Genomic DNA, 18191 nt, shown 5'->3' on the forward strand with positions numbered 1-18191 from the left:
CCCACAGAGAATCAGCAACACATGGCCAAAATCGTCGTCGTGACCTCCGGCAAAGGTGGCGTGGGCAAGACCACCACCAGCGCCAGCTTTGCCACCGGCCTCGCCCTGCGCGGCCACAAGACCGCCGTGATCGACTTTGACGTCGGCCTGCGCAACCTGGACCTCATCATGGGCTGCGAACGCCGCGTGGTGTACGACCTCATCAACGTCATCCATGGCGAGGCCAACCTGAACCAGGCGCTCATCAAGGACAAGCAGTGCGACAACCTGTTTGTGCTGGCCGCCAGCCAGACACGCGACAAGGATGCGCTCACGCAAGATGGCGTCGAGAAGGTCCTCAAGGACCTGGCCGCGATGGACTTTGAATACATCGTCTGCGACTCGCCTGCCGGCATCGAAAGCGGCGCCCTGATGGCCATGCACTTCGCCGACGAGGCGCTGCTGGTGACCAACCCCGAGGTGTCTTCGGTGCGCGACTCCGACCGTATCCTGGGCATGCTGGGCAGCAAGACCAAGCGTGCGATTGACGGCGGCGAGCCCATCAAGGAACACCTGCTCATCACGCGCTACAACCCCAGCCGCGTGCAGGACGGCCAGATGCTGAGCCTGGAAGACATCCAGGACATCCTGCGCATCAAACTGATCGGCGTGATTCCCGAGTCGGAAGTGGTGTTGCAGTCGTCCAATCAGGGCACTCCCGCCATCCACGCGCAGGGCAGCGATGTGAGCGAGGCATACAAGGACGTGATCGACCGCTTCCTGGGGCAGGACAAGCCGCTGCGTTTCATTGACGCCGAAAAGCCCGGCTTCTTCAAACGCCTGTTCGGGAGCAAATAGCCATGGCTTCTTTTCTGTCCTTCCTGCTCGGCGAGAAGAAAAAAACCGCCAGCGTTGCCAAGGAGCGGCTGCAGATCATCCTGGCGCACGAGCGCAACGGCCGCAATGCGTCCGAGCCCGACTACCTGCCCGCGCTGCAGCGCGAGCTGGTGGCGGTGATCTCCAAGTACGTCAAGATCAACCCCGACGACCTCAAGGTGCACCTGGAACGCCAGGACAACCTGGAAGTGCTGGAAGTCAAGATCGAGCTGCCCGATACCGTGCGATAGGCAGCCACTGCCACCGGGCCACGCACTCCCATCGTGCCCCGGTATCGCCCCAGACCCTGCCCCGCAACCCTGCGCGGCAGGGTTTCTTTTTGGGCCGGCGTGACCTGATTTGGCCTGACAATTGCTAGATGTACTAGGGTAATCCCTAATTTTTCGGCAACAAGGCTCCTGTGGACACAACCTGGAAACTCAGCTGGCAGCGTGCACGCAACCACGAAGGCGTCACGCGCGGCGCGCGTGCCTTGGTGGCCCTGGCCGCCGTTCTGGCCTATGGCTGGTGGGCCGACTGGCAGGCCGAGCTGATGCCGGTGCTGCTGGGCGTGATCGCCAGCGCGCTCACCGAAACCGACGACAGCTGGCGCGGACGCCTGCGGGCGCAGTGCCTGGCGCTGGCGTGTTTTGGCCTTATGGCGGGGGCAGTCTGGGCGGCGGTGTCCTGGCCCTGGGTGCTGATGGGGGTGATGGCGCTGCTGGCCTTCGGCATCACCATGCTGGGGGCGCTGAGCGAGCGCTACCGCGCCATTGCCTTTGGTTCGCTCATCCTGTTCATCTATGCGGGGCTGGCCGCCCACAGCAGCCGTGCGGGTGCGGGTGACGCCATCCCCCGCATGCTGGCGGGTGCGGTCTGGTACGGCGTGGTGTCGGTGCTGTGGCATGCCGTGCTGCCGCGTGCACCGGTGCGCTACCGCCTGGCCAAGCTCTACGCCATGCTGGGCGAATACCTGCGCCTGAAGGCGCTGTTGCTGGAGCCGGTGCGGGATGTGGACCTGGAGCGCCGCCGCATGGCGCTGGCACTGCACAACGGCCGCGTGGTGGACGCCCTCAACGCCACCAAGGAGAGCCTGATCAGCCGCATGGGTGCGGGCGCACCCCCGCTGTGGCTGCAAACGGCCATGCACCAGTACCTGGCTGCGCAGGACGTGCACGAGCGCGTGAGTTCGTCCCACGAGCATTACGACCTGCTTGCCCAGTCGTTCTTTCACAGCGACGTGCTGTACCGCTGCCAGCGCGTGCTCACGCTGCTGGGCGAACAGGCGCTCAAGCTGTCGGTGGCCATCGAGGCGCAGTCGGTGCCCCAGCACTGGGGCGTGACGGCCCGTGCCATCGAGGACATGCAGGCCGCCGTGGCGCACCTGGAGTCCCAGTCGCAGGCCGCCGGTGCCGCGTCCCTTCCCGCCCAGTCCCGGGCGTTGCGGTCACTGCATGCGTTGGCCGACAACCTGACCGCGCTGGCCGGGGTGTTTGCCGGTGCGCTGGCGCTGCCAGCTGGCAACGCCGAAGTGGCGGTGGACCACGCACTGTTTGACCGCGAGCCCCGGAGCCTGCGCGATGCCTGGACACGCCTGCGATCGCATTGGCAGCTGCAGTCTCCCTGGCTGCGCCACAGCCTGCGGCTGAGCCTGTCCCTCATGGTGGGCTTTGCCCTGATGCAGGCCACGGCCGATCCGCACGGGTACTGGATCTTGCTGACCATCGTGTTCGTGAGCCAGCCGCAGTACGCGGCCACGCAGACGCGGCTGATGGAGCGCGCCAAGGGCACCGCCATGGGGCTTGCGCTGGGGTGGGCGGTGATCCAGCTGTTTCCGGGCGAGCTGGTGCAGGCCGCCTTGCTGGTGCTGGGGGGCGCGGTATTTTTTGGGGCGCGGCACACCCGGTATACCCTGGCTACTGCGGCTGTCACCACCTTGTTGCTGCTCAGCTTTCACCAGATGGGCGCGGCCAGCGGCGTGATCTCCGCGCGCCTGCTCGATACCGTGGTCGGCTGCGTGATCGCCGCCGTCGCTTCATGGCTGGTGCTGCCGTCGTGGCAGTCGCGCCACTGGCCCCGGCTGGCCGCCCAGGTGCTGCAGACCCAGGCGTTGTACCTGCGGGAGATTCTGGCGCAGTACCAGGGTGGCAAGTGCGACCACCTGGCCTACCGCCTGGCCCGGCGCAATGCCCACAATGCGGATGCCGCACTGTCCAACTCGTACAGCGCCATGCTCAAGGAGCCCTTGCATGTACGTGGCAACGCCGAGGTGGTGGGGCATTTTCTGTGCCTGTCGCACACCCAGCTCAACTACCTGTCGGCCCTGGGGGCCCAGCGCGGTGGTGCGGCGGCCCAGCCCATGGACGAGGCCACGCGCGAACTGGCGCAAAGCCTGCTGGCGTCCCTGCAGCAACTGGCGCTGGAGCTGGAGCGCGCGCAGCAGTCAGGCCGGGTGCGCAAGTCCCACAGCGCCCCGGCAGTGGCCCAGGTGCTGCGCGAGTGGGGCACGGTACCGGCAGCGCCCAGCGCGCACAGCCTCATGGCGGCGCAGCTGCAGCTGGTGGGCAAGGTGTTCCCACAGCTGCAGGCGCAGGCGCGCCAGCTGGTGATCACGGAATAACCTGGGTGGAGTGCGGCGCGCGAATGCTGCCGCAGCCGGGTCAGCGTGCGTGCTTGGCGAACTTGCCCGCAAATGCCTGGGCAATGCTCAGCCCGCGTTGCCCCGCGACCAGCGTGGCGGTCTGCCCGGCGGCGATGGTGCCAGGCCGGTCCACCGCCAGGTAGTAGCCGCAGCAGCCCGCCAGCGCCATGGCGCGGCCGGCCTGGGCATAACCCATCACGGCATTGAACTTGAAGCAGGGCTCGCGGGGGGCCGTCACGCGCAGCACGCAGTCCGGGAAATGCCACTCGTCGCCCACAAACACCTCATGCTCCAGCGGTCCGTCAATGGTGAGGTTCTCGCCCATGAAGCCTGGTGGCAGCGCCTCGTCGAACAGGCTCACGCCCCGCTCGCGGCGTTGGGCCTGCCAGAACGCATAGTGCGCAGCGGGGTAGGCATACACCGCCTTGGCCAGACCGCCGTGCACGCTCAGGTCGGCCTGCTCGTCGCCCGCCAGCCCCAGTGGGCCCACAGACACGGGGTCGGTGACGGATGTTTTGCCGATGGCGGTGAGCACCGACCGCTCGCCCACCTTCAGGCGGCGGGCGGAGCCGACGTTCACGTGGCGTACGACGATGACGGGCGCCGTCACAGCGGGTGCTCGGTGTAGAACTTGCCGCCGTGGTACAGCAGGGGCGACGCGCCCTCGCGGTGCTCGCAGCGCTCCACCTCGCCCACGAAGATGGTGTGGTCACCCTCCTTGTACTGGCTGCGGTTGAAGCACTCGAACGTGGCGGCGGCACCGGCCAGCAGCGGCGCGCCGCTGATACCGGGGCGGTGCTCCAGGCCGGCCCAGCGGTCGATGCCGCGGGTGGCGAACCGTTCGGCCAGGTCTTTCTGGTCCGCTGCCAGCACATGGATGGCGTAGTGTGAGCCGTTGGCAAACGCCGGCATGGTGCTGGCGCCATGCGACAGGCTCCACAGCACCAGCGGGGGCTCCAGCGACACCGAATTGAACGAGCTGGCCGTGAGCCCCACCAGTTCACCCGCGGCATTGCGGGCGGTCACGATGGTCACACCCGTGGCGAACATGCCCAGCGCATTGCGGAATTCGCGGGTCGAAAAGCTCGGCGGCAGGGCGAGGGCGGGGCGGGGGAGCGATGGGTTCACAAAAGCGGCGCCAGCGGTGGCGGCGTGGGGGCAAGCAACAGGACCTATTATCAGGCGCCACCCTCCGCTGCGCTGTTGCGGGGTTTACTTCTGCTTTTCACCGCATGGCTGCACTGCTCCCTACCTTCACCACCCTCGGCTCCGGCCCCACCGTGCTCATGCTGCACGATGCCGACGGCGACCACCTCACCTTTGCGCCCCAGGTGGAGACCCTGGCCACCGCTGGCTATCGGGCTGTGGCCTGGGACATGCCCGGTTATGGCCGCAGTGCGCCCGTGGAGCCCTACACCTTCAAGGCGCTGGCACAAAGCTGCCTGGCGCTGATCGACGGGCTGCGCTGCGGTCCCGTCACCCTGGTCGGCCACGGCATGGGCGCCATGGTAGCGCTGGAGGCCGCCGTGCGCGATGCGTCCAAGGTGCGCCGCATGGTGCTGTGCGCAGGCGGCCCGGCGCTGGATGCCCAGGCCGTGCAAGACTGGGTGGCACCGCGCGAGCAGGCCCTCAAGGCCCTGGATGCGGGTGGCAGCATGGAACAACTGGCCCAGACCCTGGTGCCGCAGTGCATCGGCACCGGCGCCTTGCCTGAAGGTGTGCGGCTGGCGGGCCATGCGCTGGGCCAGGTGTTCCCGGGCGCTTACCGCCGCGCCCTGGAGGCCCTGCCCACGTTTGACCGGGGTGTCGCCGCGCTGGCGCACTTGGCCATGCCGGTGCTGCTGGTGGGCGGTGATCAGGACCGGTGCACACCCCCCGCAGCCTTGCAGGCGCTGGCCCAGGTGTTGCCCGATGCGCAGACGGTGCTGCTGCCGCATGTGGGGCATTGGCCCCAGCTGGAAGACCCCGAGGGGTTTGACGCTGCGCTGCTCGATTTTCTGGCCCACCGGCGCACGCTGCACTGACCCATTTGATCTTGGCTCGCCCGGCCGCCGCGCCCGGGCATGAACGCTGCCTTCTTTCTCCATGTTGTTTGCCCTCAAGAAAATTCTGTCTGCGCTGCTGTTGCCGCCGGTGTCCAGCATCGTGCTGGCGCTGTTTGGTCTGTGGCTGGCGCGCTACCACCGCCGCACTGGCAACACGCTGGTGGTGCTGTCGCTGTTGTCGGTGCTGGTGTTGTCCTGGCCGCCGGTGTCGGACGCGCTGGTAAGCAGCCTCGAGCGTTACCCCGCCGTCACGCCGCGCCAGTTGCCCGAGGCGAAGGTGCAGGCCATCGTGGTGCTGGGCGGCGGCGCCGACACCGTGGCGCCCGAATACGGGGTGGACGTGCTCAGCCGGGGCGCACGCGAGCGGGTGCGCTATGCCGCCTACCTGCAGCAGCAAACGGGTTTGCCCATACTGGCCACGGGGGGCTCGACGGGCAGCACACGGGCCGAGGCCCTGGTGATGAAGGACGTGGTGGAGCGGGAGTTCAAGGGCCGCGTGCGCTGGACCGAAGTGGAGTCCCTCGACACCCGCAACAACGCCGAAAAATCGGCTGTCCTGCTCAAGGCCTCGGGCATCGAGCGCATTGCGCTCGTCACCCACGGCTGGCACATGGTTCGGGCGGCGAAGGACTTTGAACACGCCGGGCTGCAGGTGCTGCCTGCGCCCATGGGCTTCAAAGGGGGGCAGTCACGCAAGCTCTATCGCGTGCTGCCCCGCGCCTCGGCCCTGTCCGACAGCAGCCTGGCGCTGCACGAGTGGCTGGGCATAGTGGCCCAGCGTGCTTCGCTGGACCGCTGAGAGCTCGTTGACGATCCCCTGCGAGATCGTCCACAGGCTCTGAGATCAGCCTGCAGCGGGTGTGACCAGGAAGCGGCTGGCGGCTTCCACCGCCTGCGCATCGGCCTGCACGGCGCCCGGAGGGCCGCCCTTGCCCCACAGGGCGCCGCCCCAGGTCATGAACAGGAACTGCGCACACAGCGCCACCGAATCGATCATGGGCTGGGCCTTGGTGCGGTCGCCGCTGGTGGTGATGAGCGACAGCGTCTTGCGGCCCATGGCGTCCTTGAAGTCCAGGCCCGGCACGCGCATCCAGGCGCTCCAGTGGTCAAGGTAGGTCTTGAGCGGCGAGGGGATGCTGTACCAGTACACCGGCGCCACCCACACGATGTGGCTGGCGGCCAGCGTGGCGTCCAGCAGGGTTTTCAAGTCGCCCTCAGGCGGTGCGTAGGTGCCGGTGGTGTGGCGCTGGTCCACAAAGGGCGGCAACTGCATGCGCGCCAGGTGGTGCCAGGTTTGCTCGGTGCCCGCAGGCAGGGCGGCGGCGGCCTGCCGCGCCAGCCATTCGGTGTTGCCGAGGTGGCCGGGTTCGCGGGTGGAGGTGGTGAGGAAGAGGTAATGGGGTGCAGACATGGCCGGCATCGTAGCGGCACCGGCCCGTGTCTGCAGGCGCAGGGTGGGCGCCGTCCCTCAGGCCGGGACCACAGCGCGCGGCGCGCGCACGGCTTCGGCACCCAGAAAACCAAAGTTCATCGCAGGCTGCTCGCCGCTGATCAGCTCGGCCAGGGCCTTGCCCGAGCCCGCACCGTGCGTCCAGCCCAGCGTGCCGTGGCCCGCGTTGACCCAGAGCTTGCCCACGCGGGTGCGGCCGATGAACGGGATGTTGGTGGGCGTGGCGGGGCGCAGGCCGGTCCAGTACTGCGGGTTGCCGCCTTCCTCGGGCGTGCGGGTGTCGCACACGCCGGGCAGGATGGCCTCGATGCGGCGCGAGAGCATGTGGCAGCGCGCGCGGGCCAGGGAGCTGTCGAGTGTCAGGTCCCAGCCGTTGAGCTCGATGGTGCCCGCCACGCGCAGGTGGTTGCCCAGGCGGCTCATGGCGATCTTCTTGCCGTCGTCGATGGTGGAGACCATGGGGGCGCCCTCGGGCTTGAGCAGCGGGAAGGTCGCGCTGTAGCCCTTGCCAGGGTAGATCGGCAGGTCCACGCCCACGCTGCGCAGCAGCGGTGCGCTGTACGAGCCGCAGGCCACCACGATGGCGTCCGCCTTCAATATGAAGTCTTTTTTGCCGCTTGCGCTAGTGGAATTTGGCATGACTGCTACTGAATCAATAGCATTGCCAATCTTGTTCAGCCGCAGCACATCGTGGCCGTACAGGAGCTGCACGCCGCGCGCTGCGCAGCGGCGGGCCAGTTCCTGGGTGAAGACCCGTGCATCGCCGCTCTCGTCAGTGCTGGTGTAGGTGCCGCCGGTGATCTTGTCGCCATAGGCCTTGAAGGCCGGTTCGATCTGCAGCAGCTCGTCGCGGCTCACCAGGCGGCGCTGTACGCCGTGCTTGCGCATCAGTTCGACCGCATGGCCTGCGGCGTCGAAGGATTTCTGGTCGGTGTAGAAGTGGGCAATGCCGCGTTCGAGCCGGTTGTATTCGATGCCCGTGGTTTTCACCAGGTCCTTCAGCGCCGCATGGCTGTAGGCGCCCAGCGCCACAATCTGCTGCACATTGCGCTCGAACGCCGCGTCGTTGCACTGTGCCAGGAACTGCAGGCCCCAGCGCCATTGCTGCCAGTCCATCTGCGGGCGAAACAGCAGCGGCGCTTCTTTGTCGAACATCCACTTGAGCGCCTTGAGCGGCGCCTCGCGGTTGGCCCAGGGCTCGCAGTAGCTCACCGAGATCTGTGCCGCATTGGCAAAGCTGGTTTCGAGCGCGGCATCGGGCTGGCGGTCGATCACGATGACTTCGTGACCGCGTTCCAGCAGGTGCCACGCCGTGCTGATGCCGATGATGCCGGCGCCGAGAACAATGGTTTTCATATGCGGAATGCCTTGTGAGCCTTTGCGTGCCACACGCCTCAGTGCGGGACACGATGGGGCGCAGTGTGCGCGACATTGCATTCAACTAAAAGCAAAATTAAACTTACTCCAAAAACATCAGCGCACCTAATGAATAGCGCTGCGGAGACAACCCTCTTTTGTTCGAGCCCGAGACCATGAGCACCTACGATCCCGCCGCCCTGGAATGCCTTGCCGCCATCGTTGAAGAGGGCGGCTTCGAGCGCGCCGCGCAGCGCCTGAACGTCACGCAGTCGGCCGTCTCGCAGCGCCTGCGCGCGCTGGAGGCGCAGGTGGGCTCGGTGCTCATCGTGCGCAGCCGCCCGCTGCGGCCCACGTCGGCCGGGCAGCTGCTGCTCAAGCACACCAAGCAAATGCGCCTGTTGCGCGCCGACCTGGAGCGCGACCTGCAGGAGCTGGCGCCCAGCGCGCCGGGGGGCTCTCGCGAAGACGAGCGCATCTCGATCGCCATCAACGCCGACAGCATCGCCACCTGGGCCATGGGTGCGCTGCACGATCTGGTGCGCCAGCGCCTGCCGCTCGAAATCATCGTGGACGACCAGGATTTCACGCAGGAATGGCTGCGCTCGGGCCAGGTGCTGGGCTGTGTGACCACGCTCAAGCAGGCGCTGCGCGGTTGCAAGATGGTGCCGCTCGGGGCCATGCCCTATGTCGCGGTGGCGTCGGCCAGTTACGCGCAGCAGTACCTGCCGCAGGGGCTGACGCCCCACAACTTCCGCGACGTGTCGTTTCTGTCGTTCAACCGCAAGGACGACATGGCGGCCGAGTTTGTGGCCCGTGCGTTCGGGCTCAAGCGCGTGGCGCTCAACCACCTGTTTGTGCCGGGCTCTGAGGCGCAGATGCGTGCGGTGGCCGCTGGCTGGGCCGTGGGGGTGATGCCCGAGCTGATGGCGCGGCAGGCGCTGGCCGACGGCAGCATGGTGGACCTGGCCCCAGGCCGCTCACTGCCGATCCAGCTCTATTGGCATTGCTGGAACCTGGAGTCCGAGCTGCTGGATGCATTGTCGGCAGCGCTGACGGGCGCCGCTGCCCAAGCGCTGGTGTCCTGACACGGCCTTGCTGTTCGCCACATGCGGGGCGCAAGGCACGGTTTGTGCTGTCAAAAACGTGAACGACGTAGTTGCATTGCAACTTAGTCATTTATTTTTTTACTGCAATGTATAAAATGGACGCCATGCAAACGCCGCAACCCAAAGTCTCTTTCAAGGAGCAGATGCATCAGGCCCGCGAGGATGCCATCCTCCAGTCCGCCTGCCGCCTGCTGGGTGAAAAAGCCTTCGACGCCATGACCATGGACGACGTGGCCAACGCCGTCGGTATCGCCAAGGCCAGCCTGTACAAGCATTTCTGCAGCAAGGAAGAGCTGTGCAGCGCCGCCATGGTGCAGATCCTGGGGCGCGTACAGGCTTATCTGGCAGGGTTGCCGGCCGACATGCCCCCGCTGGAAAAGCTGCATGCGCTGGTGCGCTGGTCGCTGGAGCGCCTGCTGACCAACGAGATGCCCCTGCTGCCCAGCCGCAACTCCACGCTGCGTGCGGTGCTCATGGCCAACAAGGACTACCTGAACGGACTGGTGGCCGTGAGCGACCAGATCGGTGAATGGATCACCGAGGCCCAGGCCCAGGGGGTGATCAGCCCCACGCTGCCACCGCTGGTGGTGCTGTACACCCTGTATGCGCGTGCGTGCGACCCGGTGGTGAGCTTCCTCAAGGAAGGCGGGCAGTACTCGGACGCCGAAATCGTGGACCTGGTGGTGCGCACCTGTTTTGACGGCCTGGCGGCGCGTTGAGCCGGGCGGCTTCATAGGCCACACAGCAAAAAGCCCGGCACGCCGGGCTTTTTGCTGTGTGGGTGCTGCGCCGGTGGGGCCGCGCAGCACCTGGGGCCCTGTCACTTCGGCAGGATCACCTTGTCCACCACGTGGATCACTCCATTGCTGGTGAACACGTCGGTGGCCACAATGCTGCTGGTGCGCATGTTCTGGTCGGTGATCACCAAGCTGGAGTTGATGGTGAAGGTCTGGCCCTGGACGGTGGTGATGGCGGTGTTCACAGGCACTTCGGCCTTGAGCACGCGCGCGGGCACCACGTGGTAGGTCAGCACCTGGGTCAGCAGGGTCTTGCTGGCCAGCAGCGCGTCCTTGGTCACGCCCAGCTCGGTCAGCAGCGCCGCAAACGCCGCGTTGGTGGGGGCAAACACGGTGAAGGGGCCAGCGCCTTGCAATGTGCTCACCAGCCCGGCGGCCACCACGGCCTCGACGAGGATGCTGAAGTCAGGCAGGGCCGAGGCCGTGGCCACGATGTCCTTGTCGGCAGGCAGCAGCACCTTGTCCACCAGATGCACCACGCCGTTGCTGGCCTGGATGTCGGTGCTGGTGATGGTGCTCACGCGGTTGCGGCCGTCGGTGATCTTCAGGCCGTTGTTCGACTCGATCTTGAAGAAGCCGCCCGACACCGGCGTGATCGCCTTGCCCAGAGGCACATCAGCCCGCATCACCTTGCTGCCCAGCACGTGGTAGGTCAGCACGGCGGTCAGCAGGGGCTTGTTGGCCAGCAGCGCTTCCTTGGTCACGCCCAGTTCGGTCAGCAGCGCCGCAAACGCCGCGTTGGTGGGCGCGAACACGGTGAGCGTGCCTGTGCTCAGCGTGGGCGCCAGGCCGGCTGCGACCACGGCTTCGACCAGGATGCTCAGCTCGGGGGTGTTTTGCGCCAGTTCGACGATGTTGCGCTGGGGTTCGTCGTCGCTGCCCCCGCAGGCCTGCAACAGGGTGGTGCTGGCGCCCAGGGCGGCGGCCATCAGGACGGTGCGGCGATTGAATACGGTGTTCATGGCGGCTTCTCCTCGTGAATGGATGGTGGGTGAAAAGAGCGGTGGTGCCAGTGGCTTACTTGGGCATCAGCACCGTGTCGATCGCATGGATCACGCCGTTGCTGGCGGCCACGTCGGCGGCGATGACCTTGGACTGGTCCACCATCACGCCCATGTTGGTGGTGACGGTGAGTTCCTGGCCTTGCACGGTCTTGACCTTGCCCGCCTTCACATCCTTGGCCATGACCTTGCCGGGCACCACGTGGTAGGTCAGCACCTTGGTCAGTGCGGCCTTGTCAGCCAGCAGGCCGTCCAGCGTGGCCTTGGGGATCTTGGCGAACGCTTCGTCGGTGGGGGCAAACACTGTGAACGGGCCGGGGCCCTTGAGGGTGTCCACCAGACCGGCGGCCTGCACGGCGGCTACCAGGGTCTTGAAGTTGCCCGCCTTCACGGCGGTATCGACGATGTCTTGCGCCATGGCGCTGAAGGTGGCGCCAGCGGTCAAAGCGAGTGCAATCAGGGTCTTCTTCATGGGTCGTTCCTCTCGGTTTCGATGGAAATGACACGCCAAGATGGGCGTGGCGCGAATGTATAACCATTTGGTACGAAAGTAAACTAATTGGTTATTCAATAACCATTCAGTCGTAACGAGATGAAAAAAAGCCCTGCACGGCAGGGCTTTGGGGTGGGCGTTGCGCCGTTGCGCGCTGTGGACCTGTGCGTTCAGCGAACGATCAGCAGCGGCACCTTGCTGTGGGCCAGCACCTGGGTGGTCACCGAACCCATCACCAGCGTGGCGATGGCGCCATGGCCGTGCGAGCCCATGACCAGCAGGTCGAACTTGCCGGTGTCTGCCACCTTGGCAATGGTCTCGCCCACCGCGCCGACCTTGACGCTGCGCTTGGCATCCACCCCGTGGCGGCCCAGGAACTTGCACACCGGGGCGAGGATTTTTTCGGCTTCTTCAGCGTGGTAGTTGTCGACCACTTCCTTGCCCAGCGCGGCGCGTGCACGGGGAGGCAGCGGGGCCTGCACCGTCAGCACGGTGTAGGTGTGGGTGCCGCCCAGCAGTTCTTCGTGGGTGGCCAAGTAGGCCAGCATTTTCTTGGTGTAGGCGCTGCCATCGACAGCAAGCAGGATGTTCATGGTGTTCTCCGAAAAAGGATGAAGCAGACTACTCTGCGCGGGTGCCTGTTGTCTTGACCTGGGTCATGTTGTTCTGTTCGGCGCGTGGCGGATTCGTACGAACCGCGCACCGATCATACGGTGACCATGCAGCGCGGCTGAAACGCTATCTGCTCGCCCTTGCGCGCATAACCCAGCGGGTTGGCCACCACCCGGCACTGCCAGGCGGAGCCATCGCTGTGCGTGCCCTGGGCGGTGTAGTCGCTGGGCGCATGCAGGTGGCCGTGCAGCCACAGCGGGGTGTACATCAGCAGGTCGTCCAGCGCGTTGCAAAACCCCGCCGTGCCAGGCACCAGGCCGTAGCGGGGGTCGGCGCTGCGCAGGCTGGGCGCAAAGTGGGTGACAACCACGGTGGCACCGTCAAATGGCTGCTGCAGCGCATCGCGCAGCCACTGCTGGCAGACCAGCGCCTGATCGCGCATGGGTTCGGCCAGAAACGGCTCCGCGTGGCGCGTGCCGCCGGTCTTGCGCAGGTAGAAGTTGGCCGCGCGAAAGGCCTTGTCGCGCAGCTTGAGCCGGCGCGTGAGGTCGGTGGTGCCCTCATGGTCGGCCAGCGCGTCGAAATCGCTCCAGAGCGTCGTGCCGACAAAGCGCACGCCTTGCAGCACCAGGGTTTCACGTTCGAGCCACGCAATGCCCAGGCGGTCGCAGGTCCGGCGCAGCCGCAGGTGCGCGGCATCGAAGTCCTGGGCGTCGTACTCATGGTTGCCGGGCACAAACAGCACGGGGGTCGGCCAACCTGCATATTGGGACAATGGCGAAAACCGGGCCAGGCCGAAGTCGTCGTCGTCCAGTTGAGAGCCCTGCTGGTAGGAGCCCACGTCCCCCGCCAGCACCAGCACATCCGCGCCAAGGGCGGGCTCGGGCACAAAGTGGGGGTGTGCCTCCAGATGGAGGTCGGACAAAAGCTGGATATTCATCAGCCGTGCAGTCTAAGGCGTGCCGTGCAGGTCCTGCCCCGGAAAGGTGCGCCGTGCTGACCGTGCAAGCGCCTGCAGCAGCCAGGTCATTGCAGCCTGCTGGGGGCCGCGCCGGCGCCACAGGGCATCCACGTGCACGGCGGGCACGTCCAGCGGCAAAGCCCGTTGCACCAAGGCGTCGGCGATGCCGGTCACTGGCACAAAGTGGCGCGGCAGCACGGTCAGCAGGTCCGAGCCCGACACCACCCGACCGGCCGTGAAGAATTGGTTGACCGTGATCACCACCTTGCGCTCGCGGCCCAGCGACGCCAGGGCTTCGTCGATGAAACCAAAGGGCCGGCCCGAAAAACTCACCAGCATGTGCCGCGCAGCGCAGTAGGTGTCCAGTGTCAGGGGCGCGTCGGCCAGAGGGTGGCCCTGGCGCATCACGCACACGTATTCGCCGTCGTACAGCCGGCGGCTTTCAAAGGCGACCACGCCGCCTGATTGCGCCCGCGCGGTGAGGTCGGCCAGTGCCGCTGGAAAGTAACCCACAGCCATGTCGGCCGCCTCTTCTTCGAGCAGACGCCGGGGGTCGCGCGTGGTCAGCGGCAGCACGCGGATGGAGATGCCGGGGGCTTCGCGCTCGATGATCTCCACCAGGGCCGGCACCAGCGTCGCCGCCGTGGCATCGGCCATCGCCAGCACAAAGGTGGACTCCGCCGTTGCCGGGTCAAAGTGCCCCGGCGCCAGGGACTCCTGCAAATGGGCCAGCGCCTCGCGCACGGGCGGCCACAGGGCCAGCGCACGTGGTGTGGGCTCCACCCCCTGGCCGCTGCGCACCACCAGTTCATCGCCCACCACATCGCGCAGGCGCCGCATGGCATTGCTGACGGCCGGCTGGGTGATAGACAGCTTGTGCGCAGCCCGGGTGAGGCTGCGCTCTGCCATCACCTCGTCAAAGACGCGCAGCAGGTTCAGGTCCAGGGAGCGGAAGTTCAAGGGAATCATGGTCACCCGAGAGCATATTCATCACTGATATGAATATCAATGATTCAAAATATAAACTTGAACATGCAAAGGGTAAACCCTAATATCACCCCATCGCCCGGCAATCTCGCCACAAGCGTTAGAAAAGGGAAACCGAAATGACCGCCTTTGCACACGTTGAGTACCCCACCGAACACCCCGGCGTTGTCCGCGCCGAAAACGCAGCCGCCGCTCTGAAGAGCGCTGCCGCCCATTTTGACGGCGCGCGTGGCGCAGCCTCCCTGCTGTTGGCCGCCGTGGTCTCCGCGCTGCTGGTGGTGGCCAACCAAGTCATCGACACCTGGACCGAAGGCCACCTGCTGGCTGCCTGGATGGTGCTGTGGCTCGTGGCCTTTGCGGCCCTGGCGCTCCTGACCAGCCCCGCCCGCCGCGCCGGTGTTGCGCTGCGCGGCACTGCGCTGGCATGGGCTGAAAGCCGCCGCCGCGCTGCTGAAGATCAGCGCACCTGGCAAGTCGCCCTGAAGGACCCACGGATCATGGCTGAACTGAACCATGCCATGGGCATTCCCACGGTGAACAGCATCCGCAAGTACTACTGAAGCATTTGCGCGGCGCACGCTGCGCAGAGACTCCCATTCAAAGCCGTGGCCAACGCCACGGCTTTTTTTATGCCCCGTTGCGCCCCGCGTGCAGTCTGTTCTTGCAGTGTCCGCACGAAAAAAAAGCCGCCCCGCAAGGGCGGGACGGCTTTGAATGGTCAGCTTCCTTGACTGAACGTCGCAGCGTCAGGCTGCCAAACGCTTTTGCAGTTGCGCCTTGGTATCGAGCAGCGCCTTTGGCAGGTGGTAAGCCAGCTGTTCGAAGTGCGCATCGTGCAGCTTGAACTCTTCGGCCCAGGCCGCCTTGTCGATGCTGGTCACGGCGTCAAACTTCTGGGCGCTGAAGTCCAGGCCCGTCCAGTTGATCTCTGCGTACTGCGGGGCCACGCCGAACATGGTTTCCTGGCCTTGGGCCTGGCCTTCGATGCGGTCAATCATCCACTTGAGCACGCGCATGTTGTCGCCATAACCGGGCCAGACGAACTTGCCAGCCTCGTCCTTGCGGAACCAGTTCACGCAGAACACCTTGGGCAGCGCCTTGCCGGTGGCGGCAATCTTGCCTTCCATGTTGAGCCAGTGCTGGAAGTAGTCGCTCATGTTGTAGCCGCAGAACGGCAGCATGGCGAACGGGTCGCGGCGCACCACGCCCTGGGCGCCAAACGCGGCGGCAGTGGTCTCGGAGCCCATGGTTGCAGCCATGTACACACCTTCGGTCCAGCTACGGGCTTCGGTCACCAGAGGCACCGTGGTCGAGCGACGGCCGCCGAAGATGAAGGCATCGATGGCCACGCCATTGGCGTCATCCCACTGGGCGTCCAGTGCGGGGTTGTTGGTGGCAGCCACCGTGAAGCGCGAGTTGGGGTGGGCGGCCTTGGCGCCGGTTTCCTTGGCGATCTGGGGCGTCCAGTCCTTGCCTTGCCAGTCGATCAGGTGGTCGGGCAGCTTGCCCGTGTCCTTTTCCATGCCTTCCCACCACACGTCGCCGTCGTCCGTCAGGGCCACGTTGGTGAAGATCACGTCCTTGTCCAGGCTGCGCATGCAGTTGGGGTTGGTGTGCATGTTGGTGCCGGGAGCCACGCCGAAGTAGCCAGCCTCGGGGTTGATGGCGTACATCTTGCCATCGGCATGGGGCTTGATCCAGGCGATGTCATCACCGATGGTGGTGACCTTCCAGCCGGCAAAGCCCGCCTCGGGAGGCACCAGCATCGAGAAGTTGGTCTTGCCGCAGGCGCTGGGGAAGGCCGCTGCCACGTGGTACTTCTTGCCGGTGGGGTTGGTCACACCCAGGATGAGCATGTGCTCGGCCAGCCAGCCCTGGTCGCGGCCCATGGTGGATGCGATGCGCAGGGCCAGGCACTTCTTGCCCAGCAGCGCGTTGCCGCCGTAGCCCGAGCCATAGGACCAGATCTCGCGCGTTTCGGGGTAGTGCACGATGTACTTGACCTTGGGGTTGCAAGGCCAGCTGGTCGTGTCCTTCTCGCCTTCGGCCAGGGGCGCGCCCACGGTGTGCATGCAAGGCACGAACTCGCCTTCCACACCCAGCACGTCGTACACGGCCTTGCCCATGCGGGTCATCAGGCGCTGGTTCACGGCCACGTAGGCGCTGTCGGTCAGCTCCACGCCGATGTGGGCGATGTGGCTGCCCAGTGGGCCCATGCTGAACGGCACCACGTACATGGTGCGGCCCTTCATGCAGCCGTCAAACAGTGGCTGCAGCGTGGCGCGCATTTCAGCGGGAGCCATCCAGTTGTTGGTGGGGCCGGCGTCTTCCTTGGCGGCCGAGCAAATGTAAGTGCGGTCTTCCACACGGGCCACGTCCGATGGATCGGACCAGGCCAGGAAGCTGCCGGGGCGCTTGGCGGGGTTCAGCTTCTTGAAGGTGCCGGCATCGACCAGCTGCTGGCACAGGCGGTCGTACTCTTCCTTGGAGCCATCGCACCAGTAGATGATGTCTGGTTTGCACAGGGCGACCATGTCGGCCACCCAGGCGAGCAGCCGGGCGTTTTTGACGTAAGCGGGGGCGTTGAGATTCAGGCCCTGCATCGTGGGTGCGTTCATCGGGGAGCTTCCTAAGTTGAAAAAACGTTTTTTCAAAGGAAGCGGACCGGGCGGGTCACGGCGAGGCCTGGCGCAGTTGCGGTGCTGAGCGCTGCCTTTGAAAAAACGGCTTTCGTGCTCAGTCGGCGGGCGGGAGCGTGTGTCAGCCCCACGGGTGGAGGCTAGTTCCACGGATTCCGCGGGTCGGCTGGGATGTCAATTTTATGAATCTGCCGCCGGTTTGTCTGTCAGACAGGGGTCAAAACCATGCAAAAATAACATAGGTTTATGCATGGTTCTTGCCCCCATCTTCGTGGACTTTGAGGCTAGGCGGTCGTGGCACCGCTCCAGCGCTCATAGCCGCTTTTGCGCAGCGCGCAGGCCGGGCAGGTGCCGCAGCCGTAGCCCCACGCATGCAGCGTGTCGCGCACGCCGTGGTAGCAGGTGTGCGAGTCGTTCACAATCAGATCGACCAGTGCCTGCCCACCGAGGGCCCGGGCCAGTTCCCAGGTCTCGGCCTTGTCCAGCCACATCAGCGGGGTATCGAAGGTGAAACGCTGTCCCATGCCCAGCGACACGGCCACCTGCAGCGCCTTGAGCGTGTCGTCACGGCAGTCGGGGTAGCCCGAAAAGTCGGTCTCGCACATGCCGCCCACCAGGGTGTGCAGGCCACGCCGGTAGCCCACGGCGGCCGCCAGCTGGAAGAACAGCAGGTTGCGCCCGGGCACAAAAGTGTTGGGCAGGCCGGCGGCGGTCATCTGGATCTCGGTGTCGCTCGTCAGCGCCGTGTCGCTGATGTGGCCCAGGACCGCCAGGTCCAGCATGTGGTCATCGCCCAGCCGGGCGTTCCACTGTGGAAACTGTGCGCGCAGCGATGACAGCACGGTCTGCCGCGCCTGCAGTTCGATATGGTGGCGTTGGCCATAGTCAAAGCCGATGGTTTCGACATGGGCAAAGTTCTCCAGGGCCCAGGCCAGGCAGGTGGTGGAGTCTTGGCCTCCGGAAAAGAGGACGAGTGCGTGTCCGGGTCTCATGGGGGTTCTCCAGGTCAAACGAGGATGAGAGTGGGGGCTGGACGAAAAAAAGCCCCGCACTGCGGGGCTGTGGGTTATGCCTGCCGGAGCGGTCAGGCCATCATCACGGCGATGAACGCCAGCAGGAACATCATGATGCCGCCCACCACCGGCAGCACCACGGGGACCACGTGAACGACGTTTTCCACAGGGTCGTTCGATGGTGTTGCGGGGGCGTGCGAGGTGTTGTGGTCAGACATGGTGGGCTCCAGAT

At 65.8% G+C, this 18191-nt stretch carries 20 protein-coding genes; 8 read left to right on the forward strand and 12 right to left on the reverse strand.

What is annotated here, in order from left to right; translation table 11 throughout:
* Nucleotides 1–21 precede the first annotated feature (21 nt).
* The 3 genes from minD to yccS all read left to right on the forward strand — a co-directional run bounded on the left by minD (nucleotide 22) and on the right by yccS (nucleotide 3475).
* Nucleotides 22–837, forward strand: coding sequence for a septum site-determining protein MinD (minD, locus tag IB236_RS06420; protein WP_056057067.1), 816 nt, complete (start codon nucleotides 22–24; stop codon nucleotides 835–837).
* A gap of 2 nt (nucleotides 838–839) precedes the next feature.
* Entirely contained in the window at nucleotides 840–1106 is a 267-nt protein-coding gene (gene minE / locus IB236_RS06425; RefSeq protein ID WP_015011987.1) for a cell division topological specificity factor MinE, read from the forward strand.
* Nucleotides 1107–1276: 170 nt separating this feature from the next.
* A complete protein-coding gene (yccS, locus tag IB236_RS06430; RefSeq protein ID WP_192419501.1) occupies nucleotides 1277–3475 on the forward strand; it encodes a YccS family putative transporter in 2199 nt (732 codons plus the stop codon).
* Nucleotides 3476–3515: 40 nt separating this feature from the next.
* Here the strand turns inward: yccS and IB236_RS06435 are convergent, their stop codons facing one another.
* Nucleotides 3516–4106 carry an MOSC domain-containing protein gene (locus IB236_RS06435; protein ID WP_192419502.1) on the reverse strand — a complete coding sequence of 197 codons (591 nt, stop codon included), beginning with the start codon at nucleotides 4104–4106 and terminating at the stop codon, nucleotides 3516–3518.
* Nucleotides 4103–4624: a flavin reductase family protein gene (locus IB236_RS06440; RefSeq protein WP_015011990.1), complete on the reverse strand. Its 522-nt coding sequence runs from the start codon at nucleotides 4622–4624 to the stop codon at nucleotides 4103–4105. Before IB236_RS06440 ends, IB236_RS06435 begins: the two co-directional genes overlap by 4 nt.
* Nucleotides 4625–4728: 104 nt before the next feature.
* Between IB236_RS06440 and IB236_RS06445 the strand changes: the two genes are divergently transcribed.
* Both IB236_RS06445 and IB236_RS06450 read left to right on the forward strand, forming a co-directional pair.
* Nucleotides 4729–5520, forward strand: a complete 792-nt coding sequence (locus tag IB236_RS06445; protein ID WP_192419504.1) for an alpha/beta fold hydrolase — start codon at nucleotides 4729–4731, stop codon at nucleotides 5518–5520.
* Nucleotides 5521–5581: 61 nt separating this feature from the next.
* A complete protein-coding gene (locus IB236_RS06450; protein WP_192419506.1) occupies nucleotides 5582–6340 on the forward strand; it encodes a YdcF family protein in 759 nt (252 codons plus the stop codon).
* Between the two features lie 45 nt (nucleotides 6341–6385).
* On the opposite strand, the gene IB236_RS06455 is transcribed toward IB236_RS06450, so the two are convergent.
* Together IB236_RS06455 and IB236_RS06460 are read right to left on the reverse strand one after the other, a co-directional pair.
* The gene (locus tag IB236_RS06455) at nucleotides 6386–6961 is read right to left on the reverse strand and encodes an NAD(P)H-dependent oxidoreductase (protein ID WP_192419508.1); all 576 of its coding nucleotides are present in this window, start codon (nucleotides 6959–6961) and stop codon (nucleotides 6386–6388) included.
* Nucleotides 6962–7009: 48 nt separating this feature from the next.
* The gene (locus IB236_RS06460; RefSeq protein WP_192419510.1) at nucleotides 7010–8347 is read right to left on the reverse strand and encodes a D-amino acid dehydrogenase; all 1338 of its coding nucleotides are present in this window, start codon (nucleotides 8345–8347) and stop codon (nucleotides 7010–7012) included.
* Between the two features lie 176 nt (nucleotides 8348–8523).
* Between IB236_RS06460 and IB236_RS06465 the strand changes: the two genes are divergently transcribed.
* Together IB236_RS06465 and IB236_RS06470 are read left to right on the forward strand one after the other, a co-directional pair.
* Entirely contained in the window at nucleotides 8524–9435 is a 912-nt protein-coding gene (locus IB236_RS06465) for a LysR family transcriptional regulator ArgP (protein WP_056057711.1), read from the forward strand.
* Nucleotides 9436–9551: 116 nt separating this feature from the next.
* Nucleotides 9552–10175, forward strand: a complete 624-nt coding sequence (locus IB236_RS06470) for a TetR/AcrR family transcriptional regulator (RefSeq protein WP_082564834.1) — start codon at nucleotides 9552–9554, stop codon at nucleotides 10173–10175.
* Between the two features lie 101 nt (nucleotides 10176–10276).
* Here the strand turns inward: IB236_RS06470 and IB236_RS06475 are convergent, their stop codons facing one another.
* From IB236_RS06475 to IB236_RS06495, 5 genes are all read right to left on the reverse strand, one after another.
* A complete protein-coding gene (locus IB236_RS06475; protein WP_056742346.1) occupies nucleotides 10277–11215 on the reverse strand; it encodes a fasciclin domain-containing protein in 939 nt (312 codons plus the stop codon).
* 55 nt (nucleotides 11216–11270) lie between these two features.
* Nucleotides 11271–11726, reverse strand: coding sequence for a fasciclin domain-containing protein (locus IB236_RS06480; protein ID WP_056057084.1), 456 nt, complete (start codon nucleotides 11724–11726; stop codon nucleotides 11271–11273).
* A gap of 191 nt (nucleotides 11727–11917) precedes the next feature.
* Nucleotides 11918–12340 carry a universal stress protein gene (locus tag IB236_RS06485; protein WP_015011999.1) on the reverse strand — a complete coding sequence of 141 codons (423 nt, stop codon included), beginning with the start codon at nucleotides 12338–12340 and terminating at the stop codon, nucleotides 11918–11920.
* A gap of 113 nt (nucleotides 12341–12453) precedes the next feature.
* Nucleotides 12454–13299, reverse strand: a complete 846-nt coding sequence (locus tag IB236_RS06490) for a metallophosphoesterase (RefSeq protein ID WP_056742343.1) — start codon at nucleotides 13297–13299, stop codon at nucleotides 12454–12456.
* 12 nt (nucleotides 13300–13311) lie between these two features.
* Nucleotides 13312–14289 carry a LysR family transcriptional regulator gene (locus tag IB236_RS06495; RefSeq protein WP_056742341.1) on the reverse strand — a complete coding sequence of 326 codons (978 nt, stop codon included), beginning with the start codon at nucleotides 14287–14289 and terminating at the stop codon, nucleotides 13312–13314.
* A gap of 137 nt (nucleotides 14290–14426) precedes the next feature.
* Here IB236_RS06495 and IB236_RS06500 point away from each other — a divergent pair, with 137 nt between their 5' ends.
* Entirely contained in the window at nucleotides 14427–14867 is a 441-nt protein-coding gene (locus tag IB236_RS06500; protein ID WP_056057089.1) for a hypothetical protein, read from the forward strand.
* A gap of 186 nt (nucleotides 14868–15053) precedes the next feature.
* On the opposite strand, the gene IB236_RS06505 is transcribed toward IB236_RS06500, so the two are convergent.
* The 3 genes from IB236_RS06505 to IB236_RS06515 all read right to left on the reverse strand — a co-directional run bounded on the left by IB236_RS06505 (nucleotide 15054) and on the right by IB236_RS06515 (nucleotide 18177).
* Nucleotides 15054–16925 carry a phosphoenolpyruvate carboxykinase (GTP) gene (locus tag IB236_RS06505; RefSeq protein WP_192419512.1) on the reverse strand — a complete coding sequence of 624 codons (1872 nt, stop codon included), beginning with the start codon at nucleotides 16923–16925 and terminating at the stop codon, nucleotides 15054–15056.
* A 305-nt stretch (nucleotides 16926–17230) separates the two neighbouring features.
* On the reverse strand, nucleotides 17231–17938 hold the full coding sequence (gene queC, locus IB236_RS06510) for a 7-cyano-7-deazaguanine synthase QueC (protein WP_116748539.1): 708 nt from the start codon (nucleotides 17936–17938) through the stop codon (nucleotides 17231–17233).
* Between the two features lie 92 nt (nucleotides 17939–18030).
* Nucleotides 18031–18177, reverse strand: coding sequence for a hypothetical protein (locus tag IB236_RS06515; protein ID WP_165836532.1), 147 nt, complete (start codon nucleotides 18175–18177; stop codon nucleotides 18031–18033).
* Nucleotides 18178–18191: the final 14 nt, after the last annotated feature.

It is taken from the genome of Acidovorax sp. ACV02, assembly GCF_014851475.1.
Taxonomy (GTDB): Bacteria; Pseudomonadota; Gammaproteobacteria; order Burkholderiales; family Burkholderiaceae_C; genus Acidovorax; species Acidovorax delafieldii.

Bases quoted from the DNA above. Each gene is read 5' to 3' on its own strand.
- minD (WP_056057067.1), top strand. From the start codon at position 22: ATGGCCAAAATCGTCGTCGTGACCTCCGGCAAAGGTGGCGTGGGCAAG.
- minE (WP_015011987.1), top strand. From the start codon at position 840: ATGGCTTCTTTTCTGTCCTTCCTGCTCGGCGAGAAGAAAAAAACCGCC.
- IB236_RS06445 (WP_192419504.1), top strand. From the start codon at position 4,729: ATGGCTGCACTGCTCCCTACCTTCACCACCCTCGGCTCCGGCCCCACC.
- IB236_RS06450 (WP_192419506.1), top strand. From the start codon at position 5,582: ATGTTGTTTGCCCTCAAGAAAATTCTGTCTGCGCTGCTGTTGCCGCCG.
- IB236_RS06455 (WP_192419508.1), bottom strand. From the start codon at position 6,961: ATGCCGGCCATGTCTGCACCCCATTACCTCTTCCTCACCACCTCCACC.
- IB236_RS06460 (WP_192419510.1), bottom strand. From the start codon at position 8,347: ATGAAAACCATTGTTCTCGGCGCCGGCATCATCGGCATCAGCACGGCG.
- IB236_RS06465 (WP_056057711.1), top strand. From the start codon at position 8,524: ATGAGCACCTACGATCCCGCCGCCCTGGAATGCCTTGCCGCCATCGTT.
- IB236_RS06470 (WP_082564834.1), top strand. From the start codon at position 9,552: ATGGACGCCATGCAAACGCCGCAACCCAAAGTCTCTTTCAAGGAGCAG.
- IB236_RS06475 (WP_056742346.1), bottom strand. From the start codon at position 11,215: ATGAACACCGTATTCAATCGCCGCACCGTCCTGATGGCCGCCGCCCTG.
- IB236_RS06480 (WP_056057084.1), bottom strand. From the start codon at position 11,726: ATGAAGAAGACCCTGATTGCACTCGCTTTGACCGCTGGCGCCACCTTC.
- IB236_RS06485 (WP_015011999.1), bottom strand. From the start codon at position 12,340: ATGAACATCCTGCTTGCTGTCGATGGCAGCGCCTACACCAAGAAAATG.
- IB236_RS06490 (WP_056742343.1), bottom strand. From the start codon at position 13,299: ATGAATATCCAGCTTTTGTCCGACCTCCATCTGGAGGCACACCCCCAC.
- IB236_RS06495 (WP_056742341.1), bottom strand. From the start codon at position 14,289: ATGATTCCCTTGAACTTCCGCTCCCTGGACCTGAACCTGCTGCGCGTC.
- IB236_RS06500 (WP_056057089.1), top strand. From the start codon at position 14,427: ATGACCGCCTTTGCACACGTTGAGTACCCCACCGAACACCCCGGCGTT.
- IB236_RS06505 (WP_192419512.1), bottom strand. From the start codon at position 16,925: ATGAACGCACCCACGATGCAGGGCCTGAATCTCAACGCCCCCGCTTAC.
- queC (WP_116748539.1), bottom strand. From the start codon at position 17,938: ATGAGACCCGGACACGCACTCGTCCTCTTTTCCGGAGGCCAAGACTCC.
- IB236_RS06515 (WP_165836532.1), bottom strand. From the start codon at position 18,177: ATGTCTGACCACAACACCTCGCACGCCCCCGCAACACCATCGAACGAC.